The following is a 14,066-nucleotide window of genomic DNA, read 5'->3' on the forward strand; positions in this document are numbered from 1 at the left end:
TATATGAAAATTCGAGTACAATGCGCCGAAACCCAGTGATTTCGCTGAAATGTACTCGAAAAATCATACAGAATCGGGCTAGATGCGTGTGGAACTGCGAAATGTACATGAAAAATCGAGTACAATGCGCCGAAACCCAGCGATTTCGGAGAAATGTACTCGAAAAATCATGTACAGTATGGGCCTGACGTGGCCGTAATCGAGCTACAACGGCTTCCCGTTCATCGTCGGCGGGGCTTCCGGCTTCATCACGGGGCCGAAGTCGTCCGCGGCAGCGGCGGGATTGCCGTCTTGGTTCCAGGCGTCTTTCATCATGAAGGCGCCTTTTCGGCCTTCGTCGGTGGAGTCCTTCGCTTTGGCTCGTTCCAGTTGCTGCTGGGTGTAGTCCTCTTTTTTACTCATCTGACGCACCTCCTATACTATGTGTGGTTACTTAGTATTCCCAAAGTTCCTTTCCGCAAAAAAAAGAAAACCCGCCAAAGCTCAACCTCCTTGGAGTTCAAGCCTTGACGAGTCCTATCTCAGGATCGTTCTACTTATTGCGCCTTCACGAACTCGGCCGCCTTCACGCCGGCCTGACGTCCGAAGATGATAATATCGGCTACGGAGTTGCCGCCGATCCGGTTATCCCCGTGCAACCCGCCGGTCACTTCGCCAGCGGCGAACAGCCCTGGGATCGGGTTGCCATCCTTGTTCAACACTTCCGTGTTGGTGTTGATTTTTACGCCGCCCATGGTGTAGTGGATGCCGGGAGCGATTTTGATGGCATAGTACGGTGCGCCGGACAAATCGTAATCCATCCCGGTAGTTCTGCCAAATTCGGCGTCATTTTTACCTTGTACAGCTGCGTTCCAGGTTTCCAATGTCTTCGCCAATGCATCTTCCGGTACGCCCATAGCTTCAGCCAAAGCTTCAATCGTGTCACCTTGGATCACAAAGCCCATCTTTTCATATTGTTGAATCGCTTTAGCCCGGGATTTTACGCCGGAATCAAAAACAAGGTAGGCTGATTTCTCAGGCAGGGCATTGATCGCAGCCGTCACCTTATCACGTGTATCCATTTCATTATAGAAACGTACGCCTTCGCTGGAAACTAGGATCGCACCTTCACCGCGCACGGCCTCGCCGATCAGATAGGATTTCTCCTGTTGAACGGTTGGGTGAACTTGGATCTGATCCATATCCACGGTAACGCCGCCCAACTTCTCAATCATCGTAATGCCATCACCGGTGCTGCCAACTTGGTTGGTCGTGACATATCCCTTTAAGTCCGGTCTAAACTGGGTGATCATTTCCGGATTCGCCCCGTAACCGCCGGTTGCGACGATGACAGCTTTGGCGGTAATCGTTTTTTCCTCGGTATCGTTCAAAACGACCTTCACGCCGCTCACTTTCCCGTCTTGCTGAGTAATCTCCTTGACGTTGGCGTTGACAAACAGCGGAATGCCTTGTTCTTCAACGTTTCGTACCAGGCCATCCACCAGGTATTGTCCCACGGCGGAGCCGTCTTCCGGACGGTGGGTGCGTTTTTCGCTCATGCCGCCGGTAATCGTCAGGTTATTCAAGCGGATGCCAATGGCATCAAGCCAATCGATCGCTTCGGCGGAATGGTCAACGAAGTAACGAAGCAGTTCGGTATCATTCGTATTGTGGCCGCCTTTGAGTGTCTCTTCATAGAACTTGTCGTTGCTGTCTTCAATGCCTTGTTCCTTTTGGAATTTCGTTTCTGAGGCGTTCATGCCCGAGGACGATTTCGTTGTATTGCCCCCAGCCACCGGCATTTTCTCAAAAATCACCGGGTTCATGCCGCTCGCTTTCGCTTCCAGTGCCGCGGTCATGCCAGCACCGCCTGCGCCGATGATAATGATATCGTAGCTATCCTTCAACTGATCGTGAGGGGTATAGCTTTTTTCGGATGCGCCGGCTACGGCTTCGGCTTCGCTTTCCTTAGCCTTATCCGTCTGACCGCCCGCCTGCGTCTGGTTCTGATTTTGAGCCTGGTTCTGAGGCTCGTTCCCATTGTTGCCGCATCCCGTGATGACCAGCATCAAGGATAAGACGAGAATGAGTGCTGCTGTTACTTTCTTGTGCATGATAAACCCTCCACTTTTGTCTTTATAGGGACGCTGTTTCTCTTTCGTTCCCCTGGGGAGAGGATAACATAAGGGCTCGTCATAGTAAGTGAAACATTTCACAAATAAACAGGCGATCAAACAACAAGTTTTGATCTTCGAGGGCGCCAACAAAAAACGAAAAGGCAACTCCACCAACCCCAATAGCTTGGCGGAATTGCCTTTATTTTGGCATGCTCTACACAGCTTCCATCTTCTGCGCGGTATACAAGCGGTAGTACAGACCGCGTTTGGCCATCAGCTCGTCATGCGAGCCGGATTCGGCAATCCCCTTGTCGGAGACGTACATGATGCGGTCGCAGTTCTTCACCGTCGACAGCCGGTGCGCGATGATAAATGAGGTGCGTCCCTTGAGCAGCTCGTTTAGGCCTTGCTGGAGCAGACGCTCTGTCTTGGCGTCGATCGAAGAGGTCGCTTCGTCCAGAATCAGAATACGCGGATCGGCCAGCAGCGTCCGGGCGAACGAGATGAGCTGCCGCTGTCCTTGGGACAGCTTCGAGCCGCGCTCATTCACTTCCGTGTAGTACCCTTGCTCAAACTCGCGGATGAACTCGTCAGCGCAGACTGTTTTGGCCGCGGCAATGACTTCCTCTTCGGTGGCGTCCAGCTTCCCATAGCGGATATTATCCATGATCGTACCCGAGAAAATAAAGCTGTCCTGCAGCATAATCCCCATCTGGCTGCGCAGCGACTTCAACGTCACCTGCGAGATGTCGTGACCATCGATCAGAATCGCGCCTTCGCTTACATTGTAGAAGCGCGAGATCAGGTTCACGACCGTGGTTTTGCCCGCACCCGTCGGTCCGACGAGGGCGATGCTTTCCCCGGCTTTGACCTCAAAGTTCAGGTGCTCCAGAATGTTCAAGCCGGGATCGTAAGCAAACGTAACGTCTTTGAATTGGACGTTGCCCTGTACCGGCGGCAATGCCTTCGCCCCTGGTACATCGCTGACCGTCACCGGTTCATCCAGCGTTTCGAAGATCCGTTCCAGGTACGCTACGGCGTTAATAAAGTTGTTGTACAGCTGTGACAAGTTCAGAATCGGCTGCCAGAAGCGAGCTGCGTAGTTACTCATCGCAAGGATGACCCCGAAGGTCACGCCTTGCGGCCCCATCGCAAGCAAGCCAACCATATAGATCAATGTCGTGACGATCGTCGCCAGGTTATCCACGGAGAACGGGATCAGCGCGTTGTAGCGCAGCGCCCGCATCCATTCCTTGCGGTAGTTGCCGGCGAGGCGAGTGAAGATGCCTTCGTTATGCTTCTCACGGGAGAAAATTTGCGTCACGCCAATCCCGCTGATACTCTCCTGCAAATAGGCGTTCATGTTAGAGCTTTTGTTAGATACAGCCTGCCATGCCCGGCGCTGCCGGGTTTTGATCAGCAGCATGACGCCGAGGAACACCGGCAATCCGGCCAAGGTGACGAACGACAACCGAACATCCACCGCGAACATAAACACCGCGATAAAGATCAAGTTGACGATCTCCAAAATAAAGTTGATGATCCCGTTGGACAACACGTCGGATACCGCATTGACGTAGTTAACGACGCGGATCAGGATTTTCCCTTGGGGACGGTCGTCGTAATATTTGAACGGCAGCTGCTGCAGATGCTTAAACAGATCCGTTCGGATATCGAAGATGATATCCTGGCCAACCCGGGTCATGATCCGGGAGCGGATTGTCGCCAGCTCAACGCTGACCACGATCGTGAGCAACATCAGCGCAGACCATCCGACCAGCGCGCCAAACGCTTTTTGCGGAATCGTCACGTCAACGACATGCTGGATAATGAGCGGCGCGGACAGCGCGATCGCCGCAGACAAGGCGCTCAGCACGAACGCGATGATCATCGGCTTTTGCTGCTTCCGGATGTACACCATGGCACGTCTGAAGTGTTTTATATCAAAAGGAGACTCTAGATTCTCATCCACATCGAACTTATTTCTAGCCATGGCTACTCACCGTCCTTCCGATCCCTTCATTTTGAAGCATAAATACATCGTAATAATAGCCGCGCTTCGCGAGCAATTCGGCATGGGTGCCTTCCTCAATCAGCCGTCCGCCGTCCAGAATCAGAATGCGGTCTGCTTCGGCCGTAGTCGACACACGCTGAGCAATGATCAGCTTCGTGCACGGGAAGTTCAGCTCGCGCAAGCTCTTCTGGATATGTTCCTCGGTCTCTAAGTCCACCGCAGAAGTAGTATCGTCGAGGATCAAAATCGGTCGGCGTACCGCCAGCGCCCGAGCCAGCGCAATCCGCTGCTTCTGTCCGCCGGATAAGCCGACGCCGCGCTCCCCAACGATGGTGTCATATCCTTCCGGCATTTTCGTAATAAAATCATGTGCCGCCGCAAGTTTCGCATACTCTCTCGTTTGTTCCTCCGGCAGCTCGGGATCGCCGTATGCGATGTTTCCGTCGATCGTATCGGAGAACAGCAGCACGTCCTGGGTCGCGATGCCGATGTTGCTGCGGAGCTCATCAAGCTCCAGTTCGCGGACGTCCACGCCGTCTACCAACACTTGCCCATCGGATACGTCGTAAAAGCGCGGGATCAGGTTCACGAGTGAAGTTTTGCCCGAACCGGTTGAGCCCATAATGGCGATCGTTTCTCCCGGCTTCACGGAGAAGCTGATATCGTGAAGCACTTCGTTGCTGTCATATTTGAAGCTGACGTGCTTAAATTCGATGCGTCCTTCGTAACGGCGCTTATCGATTGCGTTGTGCTCGTTGACGATTTTGGGCTTGGCGTAATAAATTTCTACAATCTTACTCAAGCTGGCGAAGAAACGTTGGATATCGTTAATGATAATGCCGATGTTGCGCATCGGGTTGGACACGGCCCAGATCAGCGCGGAGAACGCGGAAAATTCCCCGAACGTAATCCGTCCCTGCATGACAAAATATCCACCGGCCAGCATCAAGATCACGTTAAACGCTTGGGCGAACGTCTCCAGGTACGGGAAGTAGTCCAGCCACACGAGCGCCGCTTTCTTGTTCGCTTCAGAGAAGTGAACGTTCTTATCGGTAAATTTCTCAATTTCAAATTCTTCACGAGCAAAGGCTTTAACGACGCGGTTCCCCGAGATGTTCTCTTGGGTGATCGTATTCAGTTGGGACAACCGCTCGCGCAGATCTACGTACATCGGACGGACCTTTTTCGCGAAGATGTAAGCCACGACGAAGATGGGAGGCGCCAAGACCAGCAGCCACAGCGTCAACACGGCATCAATGGTGAAAAAATAAGCGACGGCCGCAATAAAGATCGTCAGCGATTCAATAATCGTCTTGATGATCCACGCCATCGAGTGCCGCACCATGTCCAAGTCCCCGGTCATCTTGGTCATCAGGTCCCCGGTCCGGTTATGGTCGTAGTATTCCATATCTTGGCCTTGGATTTTGTTGTACAGATAGATGCGGACTTTGTACAACATATTTTGCGAAGCCTGCTCATATTGCATCGTCGTCAAATAAGCTAGCCCCGTCCGCAGCAGCGAGAACCCAATCATCCCCAAGCAGAGCACGATCAGCAGTCCCCGTTGCTCCGTTAAATTTTGCATTGCATTTTCACCTGTGATAAACGTGTCAACAATCTGCTGGCCGATGTACGGATTGATAATCATGAGCGAGGAGCCCACGACGGAAAGCACCAGCGCGGTGATATACCTGGCCCGGTTGCCTTCCAAATTCTGCCACAGCCATTTGAGTTCAAACAATTCTGATCACCCGTTTCTGTTTGTTGTTGCAAGCTGTTAAAAGCAATCTTCATTTTCGCAAATCATCGTGATTATACCACAACCGTTCACAGGTAAAACCCGCATATTCCAGCGTGTTGTCACGTAGGTTTGCGTTTTCGTGATGGGATCGCCTCTTTGCTTTTATTTCGGTAAATTCTTTAGAATATGAAGTGAATTGCTCCAATTTTGCAGGCCGATACGAAAAAAATTTGAAGGAGGGATCGCCATGGTCGAAAATTTCGTGATCGTACCGCTAACCGCAGAAGATCGAGAGCAAGCCTGCCGCGTATTCGAGCAGACGATTCCGGAGGCGTTTGCCGCGGAAGGGCTCGGACATTTAATAGAAGATATCCGCGAAGAAGTGGATGGAAAAAGAAAGCTGGTGAACGCCGCCCTTGGGGCTGCATCCAGCTCTGATCCGCATGGGGAAGGGAAAACAGCGGGGGAGAGCCCCGTCCTATTTCTCGTTGCGAAGATCGGGCGGGAGGTGGTGGGGACGATTTCCTTTGGCCCTTGCGGGAAGGAAACCAGGGATTGCACCCAGCACGCGTTGGATGAGGTTGGCGAGATGGGAAGCTTGTACGTGCTGCCCGCCAATCAAGGACAAGGCATCGGGGCGGCGTTGATCGAGGCGATGGCGAAGGCGCTGCAAGAGCGGGGGATCGAGCGGTTCTGTCTCGACAGCGGCTATAAGCGGGCGCAGCAGAAGTGGCTGCGTAAGTTCGGCGAACCTTATGTCGTGGCTAAGGACTACTGGGGGCCGGGGCAGGATCATATGGTTTGGTTGTGTCAGGTGAGGGATTACGCAGTGCGCAGGTAAGTAGTGGCATCTGCCCCCATTCATGAGGTACAGCGAGAAGGAAATAACGCTGCAACAGGGCCTTATCCGAAGGCTCTGTGGGAAGGAGAACATCAAACGGTCGACAACGTGCACGCATTTGAACCGTTCCGGCCTCAACTCTCCATTTGCCGGGTTACCTGTGAAGTGTTATATTGATAGGATTGGTGGAACGAGCTTCAAGCCTTGGGCACTTCCTGCCAAAATTAGTGTTCCGGCAGTAAGGCCGGCAAGGAGTTATTTATGCAATTTAAAGAACTGAACCTGATCCCATCGATCTTAAAAGCGTTGGAACAGGAAAACTATACGACACCTACGCCCATTCAACAACAAGCGATTCCTCCGATTCTGGGCGGCCAAGACTTATTGGGTTGCGCGCAGACCGGTACGGGGAAAACCGCAGCATTTGCCATCCCCACCCTGCAGTTGCTGCATAAGGATGGCGCCCCGCGCGCAGGCCGACGGAACATCCGCGCGCTTGTGATTACGCCAACCCGCGAGCTGGCGCTGCAGATTTACGAGAATTTTTGCGCCTACGGCAAGTACCTACCTCTGAAATGTGCAGTTATCTTTGGCGGCGTGTCGCAGAAACCGCAGGAGACTGCACTGCAGAAAGGCGTAGATATTCTGGTAGCCACGCCGGGAAGGCTGAACGATCTCATGCAGCAGAAGCTGATTGATCTGAAGGACGTGGAGCTTCTGATTTTGGATGAAGCGGACCGCATGCTGGACATGGGCTTTATCCATGACGTGAAGAAGATCATCGCCAAGACGCCGTCCCAACGGCAAACCTTGCTCTTCTCTGCCACGATGCCCGGCGCGATCGCGCAAATGGCTAATTCCATCTTGAGAAATCCCGTCAAGGTGGAGATTACACCGGTTTCCTCCACAGTGGACACGATCGGGCAGTATCTATACTATGTGGACAAAGGCAACAAGAGGGATCTGCTGATTCACCTTTTGCAAGACCCGTCCATCGAATCCGCCATCGTCTTCACGCGGACCAAGCATGGGGCAGATCGGTTAGTGCGTCACTTAACGAAAGCCCAAGTCAGCGCCAAAGCCATCCACGGTGACAAATCACAAGGCGCTCGGCAGACGGCTTTGCAGGATTTCAAGAACCGCACCTTGCGCGTCCTGGTCGCCACCGATATTGCAGCGCGAGGCATCGACATCGACGAGTTGTCTCACGTTATCAACTACGAGCTGCCGAATATTCCTGAAACGTACGTTCACCGGATCGGGCGAACCGGCCGGGCCGGACAAAGCGGTGTCGCCATTTCGTTCTGCGATTTTGATGAGAAGCCGTACTTGGCTGATATTGAGAAATTGATCGGAAAGCGAGTCCCTGTCATTAAAGATCACCCTTATCCGATGCAACAAACGGCTCCGGCCCCGAAGCCGGTACAGCCGACAAGGAATACCAAGAAGCGTACGGATTCCTTTACCCCTCATCGCGTAAGACAATCCCGCTAAATGAAGAAGGAGTTGCACCTCCCATCAAGATGATGGTATAGGGCAACTCCTTTTGTTTCTAAATTTCCCGATAGCTCAACCCTCGCCTGACAACAATTTCAGCAGCTTCTGCGGGATGTTGAACTTCTGGTTGTCGATGAGCAGCTGGAATTCTTCGGAGGCTTCGGCTTGATGCGCGTGCTTGATTTCCTCCATTTCCTGTTGCAGCTGTTCCATTTTCAAGTCCAGCTCGAAGGCAGTGTCGGCGGCGGTCTTCAGGTCCTGAAGCAGACGATCCGGGACGGACTCGTTATATTTGTAGAAAATTTTGTGCTCCAGGCTGGCCCAGAAATCCATGGCAATGGTGCGGATCTGAATTTCGACACACACCATTTCCTCACCGTCTGACATGAACACGGGCACTTCAACCAGCATGTGCAAGCTCTTATATCCGTTGGGTTTAGGGTTCTTAATATAATCTTTGATCGTAAGGATCTTCAGGTCCTTCTGTGCCTGCAGCATTTCGCTGATTCGATAAATGTCCGAAATAAACGAACAGGTGATGCGGATGCCGGCGATGTCGCGGATGCTGCGTTTGATATCCTCTAAGGAAGAAGCGCCGCCTTTGCGGTACAACTTCTTCAGGATACTCTCCGGTGACTTGATTCTCGATTTCGTATGCTCGATTGGATTGTAGTCATGGAGAAGCTGGAATTCCTCCTGCAAAATTTCGATTTTTGTCTCCACCTCGTGGAGGGCGAATTTGTACATCATCATAAACCGGGTCAACGACTTCTGCAGGGCCTTCATTTGCTCTAAGGGGTTCACAAAAGATTGATTTATCATTAGGGGCTCCGTCCTTTAACATTGTTCATCACATGATTTCCATTTCCATTATAGCTTAGGAGACAGGCCAGATGCCAGAAAGGAGGGGATCATGAGCGAACGCCCCTGATTCATCGCATTTACGTCGTTTGCAGCAGAGGCAACGCGTCCGTCAATTGGATTTTATACGATTTGACCAGGGTCTTCCCATTGGTCGTGTCCGCTTCGTAGGCTCGTTCGAATCCGAGGCTCTCATACAGCTTCACCGCAGCGGCCATCATATCCGACGTATGTAAGTAAAGCGTACGGGCACCAAGCTCAAGGGATCGACGGGCGGCCTCACGAATCAGCTGCTTTGCAATCCCGCGTCTGCGGGCATAGGGGGATACGGCGAGCAGCCGGATGATGGGGGATTGGATGCCCAGGTCTGATCTCCCATAAGCAGCTTCCGAGTTCAGGAACAGCTGCACGCTGCCAACAATCTCTCCATTCAGCTCAGCGACGAGGCGGGCATAAGGCCCGTTGCCGTAGACAGAGCTTCGAATGTTCGCGCGATATTCCTCCCATCGTTCGCGGGGCATCTCAAACGCATATTGCTGGTAAGCTTCCAGCATGACTTTGGCAATTTGTTCCCGTTCATCTTCCCGGGCATCCCGGATGAATACTTCATGCTCTAAACGGCTCATCTCCAACACTCCTTATCGAAGTAGTTCATTGATTATTCAAATTAAGTGAAGTGAAATCAGTATAGATCAAATACCAACTAAACGCATCGGAATATAAAAATATTTGCACAGACATTAAAAATTTCTATATCGAACAATTGACAAAAAGTGGCGAGCTCCCTAAGATTAAGGATAATTTCAATAAACCGTCTATGTAGATTGGTATAGTGAGAAATATAGTGCGATTCGGGGAGGGATCTTTTTGAATATCGATCATATTGAGGCGTTTGTATACATCAATCACTACGGCAGCTTCAATAAGGCGGCAGAGGTACTATTTCTTTCGCAGCCGACGGTAACCGCGCGGATTCAATCGCTGGAGCGGGAGCTGGATTGCCGATTGTTCGATCGCTTGGGGAAGCAAATCCAGCTGACGGAGAAGGGGAAACAATTTCTGCCCTACGCCCAGCAAATCCTCCAGATTTACCAAAAGGGAAAACATCATCTCCATTCCCGGCCGGGAACTCCTGAGGAACTTCGAATCGGGAGCACCGTATCCGTGTCCAACTATTTAATGCCGCACCTGCTCGTGCTTCTGCATCGGCGCTTTCCGTTAATCAACCTCAAGGTGATAACCGGTCCGACTGACGTTCTGGCAGGCAAGCTGGCGGCTAAGGAAATTGACGTCGCTTTTGCCCGCAAGCAGATGAGCCCGTCGTTCCAATCCTATCCCTTCTACGATGATCCGATTCGGTTATACGTGTATAAGGATCACCCGCTTGCCGCTGTCGGAAGTGCATCCATCCGCGACATTCGGCGGGAACCGCTGGTCTTCTTCGAATGCGGCTCCCTCGATTGGATGCGAATTCATCGCGCGTTTGAAAGCCTGGAGCAGCCGCCCAACATTGTGTATCAGGTCGATAATGCCGAGACGGCGAAGAAGCTTGTGATCAACCGGGCCGGCATTTGCTTTCTCCCCGGGTTGTCTGCTAGACAAGAAGTTCAGGAGGGCATCCTCGTGCCGGTAGACATCCTTGAGACTTCCGGCATTTCTTTACAAACTCACCTGATCTCTCTCAGCGGTGAAAACAATGTATTTCTGGACGCTTTATTAGAGCTAGGCGTCTCACCTATCGACGATTTGCATGTACCCATAGAAAAACTCGATTAGACGCGTAACAAAAATCACAGTAAAGTAGTGTCAACATAATCCTGACTAAACATATATGGATTGTAAACAAAAGATCACCGTGAATGAGGAAGGGGTTAGAGACATGAAGAGATGGTTAAGTGCAGCGGCCGTACTGGTGTTAGCGGGGGCGCTGGCAGGATGTGGAGCGGGAGCGTCCGGCGGGACGGAAGGGAAGGATACGGCGGCGAGCGCAGCCCCGGGATCGGGGGAAGTGAAGAAAATCATCGTAGGAACCGGCACGGGATTCCCTAAAGTATGCTTTATCGACGAGAACGGGAAATTAACCGGATTTGACGTTGAACTGGTCCGTGAGATCGATCGGCGTCTGGCGGAATATGAGTTCGAGTTCCAGACCCAGGAGTTTTCCAACCTGCTGCTGAGCTTGGAGACGAAGAAGATCGATTTTGTCGCTCATGAGATGGAGAAGAACCCGGAGCGGTCCGAGAAATACCTGTTTAACAAAGAGCCTTACGCGCACTGGAGAAATAAGATCATCGTCGCGAAGGACAACAACACCATTCATTCCTTGGACGATTTGAAGGGGAAGAAGGTGCTCACCTCGCCAACCAGCGCGGAGGCGCAAATTTTGGAGAACTACAACAAAGAACATAACAATGCCATTGAGATTGTCTATCAAAACGGCGCAGCCAACGATACGGTCAGCCAAATTACATCGGGCCGTGTGGCAGCCACGCTGGGAGCGGACTTCTCGCTTTCGCTGATCGATCCGCAAGGGAAGCTGAAAACGACCGGAGAAGAACTGTCGGAAGCGGATATCTTGTTCGTCTTCCGCAAAGACGATCCGGAAGCACAGAAGCTGGCGGATGCAATCGACGAGGCGATCAAGGAATTGAAGGCGGATGGAACCTTAAGCAAGCTGAGCAAGGAATGGCTGGGAGAGGACTTCACCTCGGATAACTAATCAACAAAGCGGGAAAGGAGGGAGATTTTCGTGGGGGCACCGTTTGATTTTTCTTTCGTAATCAGCGCCTTTTCGAAGCTGTGGGCGACGCTGGGCGTCACTCTGCTGATCGTAGGCGGGTCGCTGCTGACGGGGATGATCGTGGGTTTCCTGATTGCGTTCCCCCGGCTGTATCGAATTCCGGTGCTGGAGCAGTTTTCGAAGGTATATGTTTCTTTTTTCAGAGGGACGCCGATCTTGATCCAATTGTTCCTGTTCTATTATGGCTTACCGGAGCTGTTGAAGCTGGTCCACCTGGATATCTCCCGAGCGCCCGTGTTGTTCTTCGTCATATTGACCTACGGCCTGCATACCGGAGCCTTTATGTCGGAGATGATCCGCGCTTCGGTGACGGCCGTTGATCGGGGGCAAGTTGAAGCGGCTTATGCGATCGGGATGAAAGGGCACCAAGCTTTCACTCGAATCGTATTGCCGCAAGCACTGGCGGTGGCGGTGCCGGTCTTCTCCAATATGGTGATTGCTTTGCTCAAGGATACGTCGCTGGCATTTACCCTCGGCGTTATGGAGCTTACTGGCAAAGCCCAGACGCTGGGCGCGCTTACCCAGCATTTTATTGAAGCGTATTTGGCTTTGGCGTTCATTTATTTGGTCGTGAGCTTCACATTAGAGAAGCTGCTGCGGGCGGCTGAACGGCGTTTACTGAAGCATGAGCAGCCGGATGGGACGGCGAGAAGGAGATTTCGGATCGAACGGAAGCCGTCGCTTCGGGGGATGTTCGCCGGGATCGGCGCAGAGAAAGGAGGCGCGAAATTATGAAGATCGACCCTTCGTTTATCTGGACGGCCTTCGTTCAGCTGTTATCGGCGATTCCCACCACCTTAATGATCACGGCCGTGTCCGTCTCGGTTGGCTTTGTCATTGGCGTGATCACCGCGCTGTTTCGGCTGTATCGGGTCCCGGTGCTGGGGCCCATCTCCACCGCGTACATCACCTTTATTCGCGGAACGCCGATGCTGACGCACTTATTGCTGATTTACTTCGGGCTGCCGGTCATTATTGACGGCTTATCGGGTTGGTTTGGCTGGGGTTTTAAGTCCGCTTCCATCCCGATGATCGCTTTTGCCTATATTTCCTTCTCTATCACGGCCGGAGCTTATATGTCTGAGGTCGTCCGCTCGGGGCTGTTGGCAGTGAACCGCGGGCAGCTCGAAGCGGCTTATTCCATCGGGATGACGACGTTTCAGGCGCTGCGGCGGATCGTGTTCCCCCAAGCGCTGGCGTTCAGTCTGCCGAATCTCTCCAACTCGGCGATCGGAATGCTGCACGGGTCTACGCTGGCTTTTACTGTATCCGTTGTGGACATTAATGCGAAAGCGCAAATCGTGGCCTCGACCAATTGGAAGTTTTTTGAGGCCTATTTGGCGGCGGCGGTGATTTTCTGGGGGCTGACCGTCCTGATTGAACGGCTTACGGCGCGGCTCGAGAAACGAATCCAACTTTACAATCGGGGGGGAGTGGCATGATTCAGCTTCGTCAATTATCCAAGTCCTTTGGCCGCCAGCAGGTCTTAAAATCGATTGATCTGACGGTGAACCAAGGTGACGTCGTCGTCATTCTCGGCCCCAGCGGCTCTGGCAAAACAACGCTGCTGCGCTGCATCAACTACCTGGAGAAGCCGAGCGGCGGCGAGATTGCCATCGGCAATTACCGGGTGAACTGCAGCCGGGCGACCAAGAAAGACATTCACACCCTCCGGCAGAAGACGGCGATGGTGTTCCAGCAATATAACTTGTTTCGGCACAAGACGGCGCTGGAGAACGTAATGGAAGGCTTGGTGATCGTCAAAAAAATGCCTAAGGAAGAAGCCAAAGCCCGCAGCATCGCTTTGCTGGAGAAGGTGGGTCTGGCCGGTAAGCTGGACGCCTATCCCAGCCAGCTGTCCGGGGGGCAGCAGCAACGGGTCGGCATTGCCCGGGCACTGGCTCTTGAGCCGGAAGTGATTTTATTTGACGAACCTACGTCGGCGCTCGATCCTGAGCTGGTGGGCGAAGTGCTGGAAGTCATTCGCAAGATTGCCAAGGAAGGGATTACGATGATCGTCGTGACCCATGAGATGGGGTTTGCCCGGGACGTGGCGAACCACGCCGTATTTATGGACGGCGGTGTCATTGTGGAAGAAGGGAGCCCGGCGGAGCTGCTGTACCATCCGCGCGAAGAACGGACGAAGCAGTTTTTGAAGCGGATTACCCCTGAGCCGAGCTATAGCATTTAGCATTTTTACGATTAAGGAGGCGAAC

The 14,066-nt window shown here is 52.6% G+C and carries 13 protein-coding genes; 7 read left to right on the plus strand and 6 right to left on the minus strand.

Features of this window, described 5'->3' with window-relative positions; all coding sequences use genetic code 11:
• Positions 1 to 204 precede the first annotated feature (204 nt).
• The 4 genes from M891_RS0109650 to M891_RS0109665 form a co-directional block, all read right to left on the minus strand.
• Positions 205 to 402 carry a hypothetical protein gene (locus tag M891_RS0109650; RefSeq protein ID WP_028538679.1) on the minus strand — a complete coding sequence of 66 codons (198 nt, stop codon included), beginning with the start codon at positions 400 to 402 and terminating at the stop codon, positions 205 to 207.
• A gap of 134 nt (positions 403 to 536) precedes the next feature.
• Positions 537 to 2,093, minus strand: coding sequence for a flavocytochrome c (locus M891_RS0109655; protein WP_028538680.1), 1,557 nt, complete (start codon positions 2,091 to 2,093; stop codon positions 537 to 539).
• A 217-nt stretch (positions 2,094 to 2,310) separates the two neighbouring features.
• Entirely contained in the window at positions 2,311 to 4,089 is a 1,779-nt protein-coding gene (locus M891_RS0109660; RefSeq protein WP_016313365.1) for an ABC transporter ATP-binding protein, read from the minus strand.
• A complete protein-coding gene (locus tag M891_RS0109665; protein ID WP_028538681.1) occupies positions 4,082 to 5,851 on the minus strand; it encodes an ABC transporter ATP-binding protein in 1,770 nt (589 codons plus the stop codon). The genes M891_RS0109660 and M891_RS0109665 overlap by 8 nt, the downstream gene beginning before the upstream one ends.
• Positions 5,852 to 6,098: 247 nt before the next feature.
• On the opposite strand from M891_RS0109665, the gene M891_RS0109670 reads away from it, so the two are divergent.
• Both M891_RS0109670 and M891_RS23645 read left to right on the plus strand, forming a co-directional pair.
• Positions 6,099 to 6,692: a GNAT family N-acetyltransferase gene (locus M891_RS0109670; RefSeq protein ID WP_028538682.1), complete on the plus strand. Its 594-nt coding sequence runs from the start codon at positions 6,099 to 6,101 to the stop codon at positions 6,690 to 6,692.
• Between the two features lie 261 nt (positions 6,693 to 6,953).
• Positions 6,954 to 8,186, plus strand: a complete 1,233-nt coding sequence (locus M891_RS23645; protein WP_036699946.1) for a DEAD/DEAH box helicase — start codon at positions 6,954 to 6,956, stop codon at positions 8,184 to 8,186.
• A gap of 75 nt (positions 8,187 to 8,261) precedes the next feature.
• On the opposite strand, the gene M891_RS0109680 is transcribed toward M891_RS23645, so the two are convergent.
• The gene (locus tag M891_RS0109680) at positions 8,262 to 9,011 is read right to left on the minus strand and encodes a GTP pyrophosphokinase (RefSeq protein ID WP_028538683.1); all 750 of its coding nucleotides are present in this window, start codon (positions 9,009 to 9,011) and stop codon (positions 8,262 to 8,264) included.
• Between the two features lie 119 nt (positions 9,012 to 9,130).
• A complete protein-coding gene (locus M891_RS0109685) occupies positions 9,131 to 9,676 on the minus strand; it encodes a GNAT family N-acetyltransferase (RefSeq protein WP_028538684.1) in 546 nt (181 codons plus the stop codon).
• A 241-nt stretch (positions 9,677 to 9,917) separates the two neighbouring features.
• Between M891_RS0109685 and M891_RS23650 the strand changes: the two genes are divergently transcribed.
• The 5 genes from M891_RS23650 to M891_RS0109710 all read left to right on the plus strand — a co-directional run bounded on the left by M891_RS23650 (position 9,918) and on the right by M891_RS0109710 (position 14,041).
• On the plus strand, positions 9,918 to 10,826 hold the full coding sequence (locus tag M891_RS23650) for a LysR family transcriptional regulator (protein ID WP_051416896.1): 909 nt from the start codon (positions 9,918 to 9,920) through the stop codon (positions 10,824 to 10,826).
• Between the two features lie 103 nt (positions 10,827 to 10,929).
• Complete coding sequence (locus M891_RS0109695) at positions 10,930 to 11,769, plus strand: transporter substrate-binding domain-containing protein (RefSeq protein WP_028538685.1); 840 nt, start codon at positions 10,930 to 10,932, stop codon at positions 11,767 to 11,769.
• Positions 11,770 to 11,799: 30 nt separating this feature from the next.
• The gene (locus M891_RS0109700) at positions 11,800 to 12,585 is read left to right on the plus strand and encodes an amino acid ABC transporter permease (RefSeq protein ID WP_028538686.1); all 786 of its coding nucleotides are present in this window, start codon (positions 11,800 to 11,802) and stop codon (positions 12,583 to 12,585) included.
• Positions 12,582 to 13,292, plus strand: a complete 711-nt coding sequence (locus M891_RS0109705; RefSeq protein WP_028538687.1) for an amino acid ABC transporter permease — start codon at positions 12,582 to 12,584, stop codon at positions 13,290 to 13,292. Before M891_RS0109700 ends, M891_RS0109705 begins: the two co-directional genes overlap by 4 nt.
• Positions 13,289 to 14,041, plus strand: coding sequence for an amino acid ABC transporter ATP-binding protein (locus M891_RS0109710; RefSeq protein ID WP_028538688.1), 753 nt, complete (start codon positions 13,289 to 13,291; stop codon positions 14,039 to 14,041). Before M891_RS0109705 ends, M891_RS0109710 begins: the two co-directional genes overlap by 4 nt.
• Positions 14,042 to 14,066: the final 25 nt, after the last annotated feature.

Source organism: Paenibacillus sp. J14, from assembly GCF_000518465.1.
GTDB lineage: Bacteria > Bacillota > Bacilli > Paenibacillales > Paenibacillaceae > Fontibacillus > Fontibacillus barengoltzii.

Excerpts from the sequence above, each read along its gene's own strand:
- M891_RS0109650 (WP_028538679.1), bottom strand. The coding sequence starts at position 402 with ATGAGTAAAAAAGAGGACTACACCCAGCAGCAACTGGAACGAGCCAAA.
- M891_RS0109655 (WP_028538680.1), bottom strand. The coding sequence starts at position 2,093 with ATGCACAAGAAAGTAACAGCAGCACTCATTCTCGTCTTATCCTTGATG.
- M891_RS0109660 (WP_016313365.1), bottom strand. The coding sequence starts at position 4,089 with ATGGCTAGAAATAAGTTCGATGTGGATGAGAATCTAGAGTCTCCTTTT.
- M891_RS0109670 (WP_028538682.1), top strand. The coding sequence starts at position 6,099 with ATGGTCGAAAATTTCGTGATCGTACCGCTAACCGCAGAAGATCGAGAG.
- M891_RS23645 (WP_036699946.1), top strand. The coding sequence starts at position 6,954 with ATGCAATTTAAAGAACTGAACCTGATCCCATCGATCTTAAAAGCGTTG.
- M891_RS0109680 (WP_028538683.1), bottom strand. The coding sequence starts at position 9,011 with ATGATAAATCAATCTTTTGTGAACCCCTTAGAGCAAATGAAGGCCCTG.
- M891_RS0109685 (WP_028538684.1), bottom strand. The coding sequence starts at position 9,676 with ATGAGCCGTTTAGAGCATGAAGTATTCATCCGGGATGCCCGGGAAGAT.
- M891_RS0109695 (WP_028538685.1), top strand. The coding sequence starts at position 10,930 with ATGAAGAGATGGTTAAGTGCAGCGGCCGTACTGGTGTTAGCGGGGGCG.
- M891_RS0109705 (WP_028538687.1), top strand. The coding sequence starts at position 12,582 with ATGAAGATCGACCCTTCGTTTATCTGGACGGCCTTCGTTCAGCTGTTA.
- M891_RS0109710 (WP_028538688.1), top strand. The coding sequence starts at position 13,289 with ATGATTCAGCTTCGTCAATTATCCAAGTCCTTTGGCCGCCAGCAGGTC.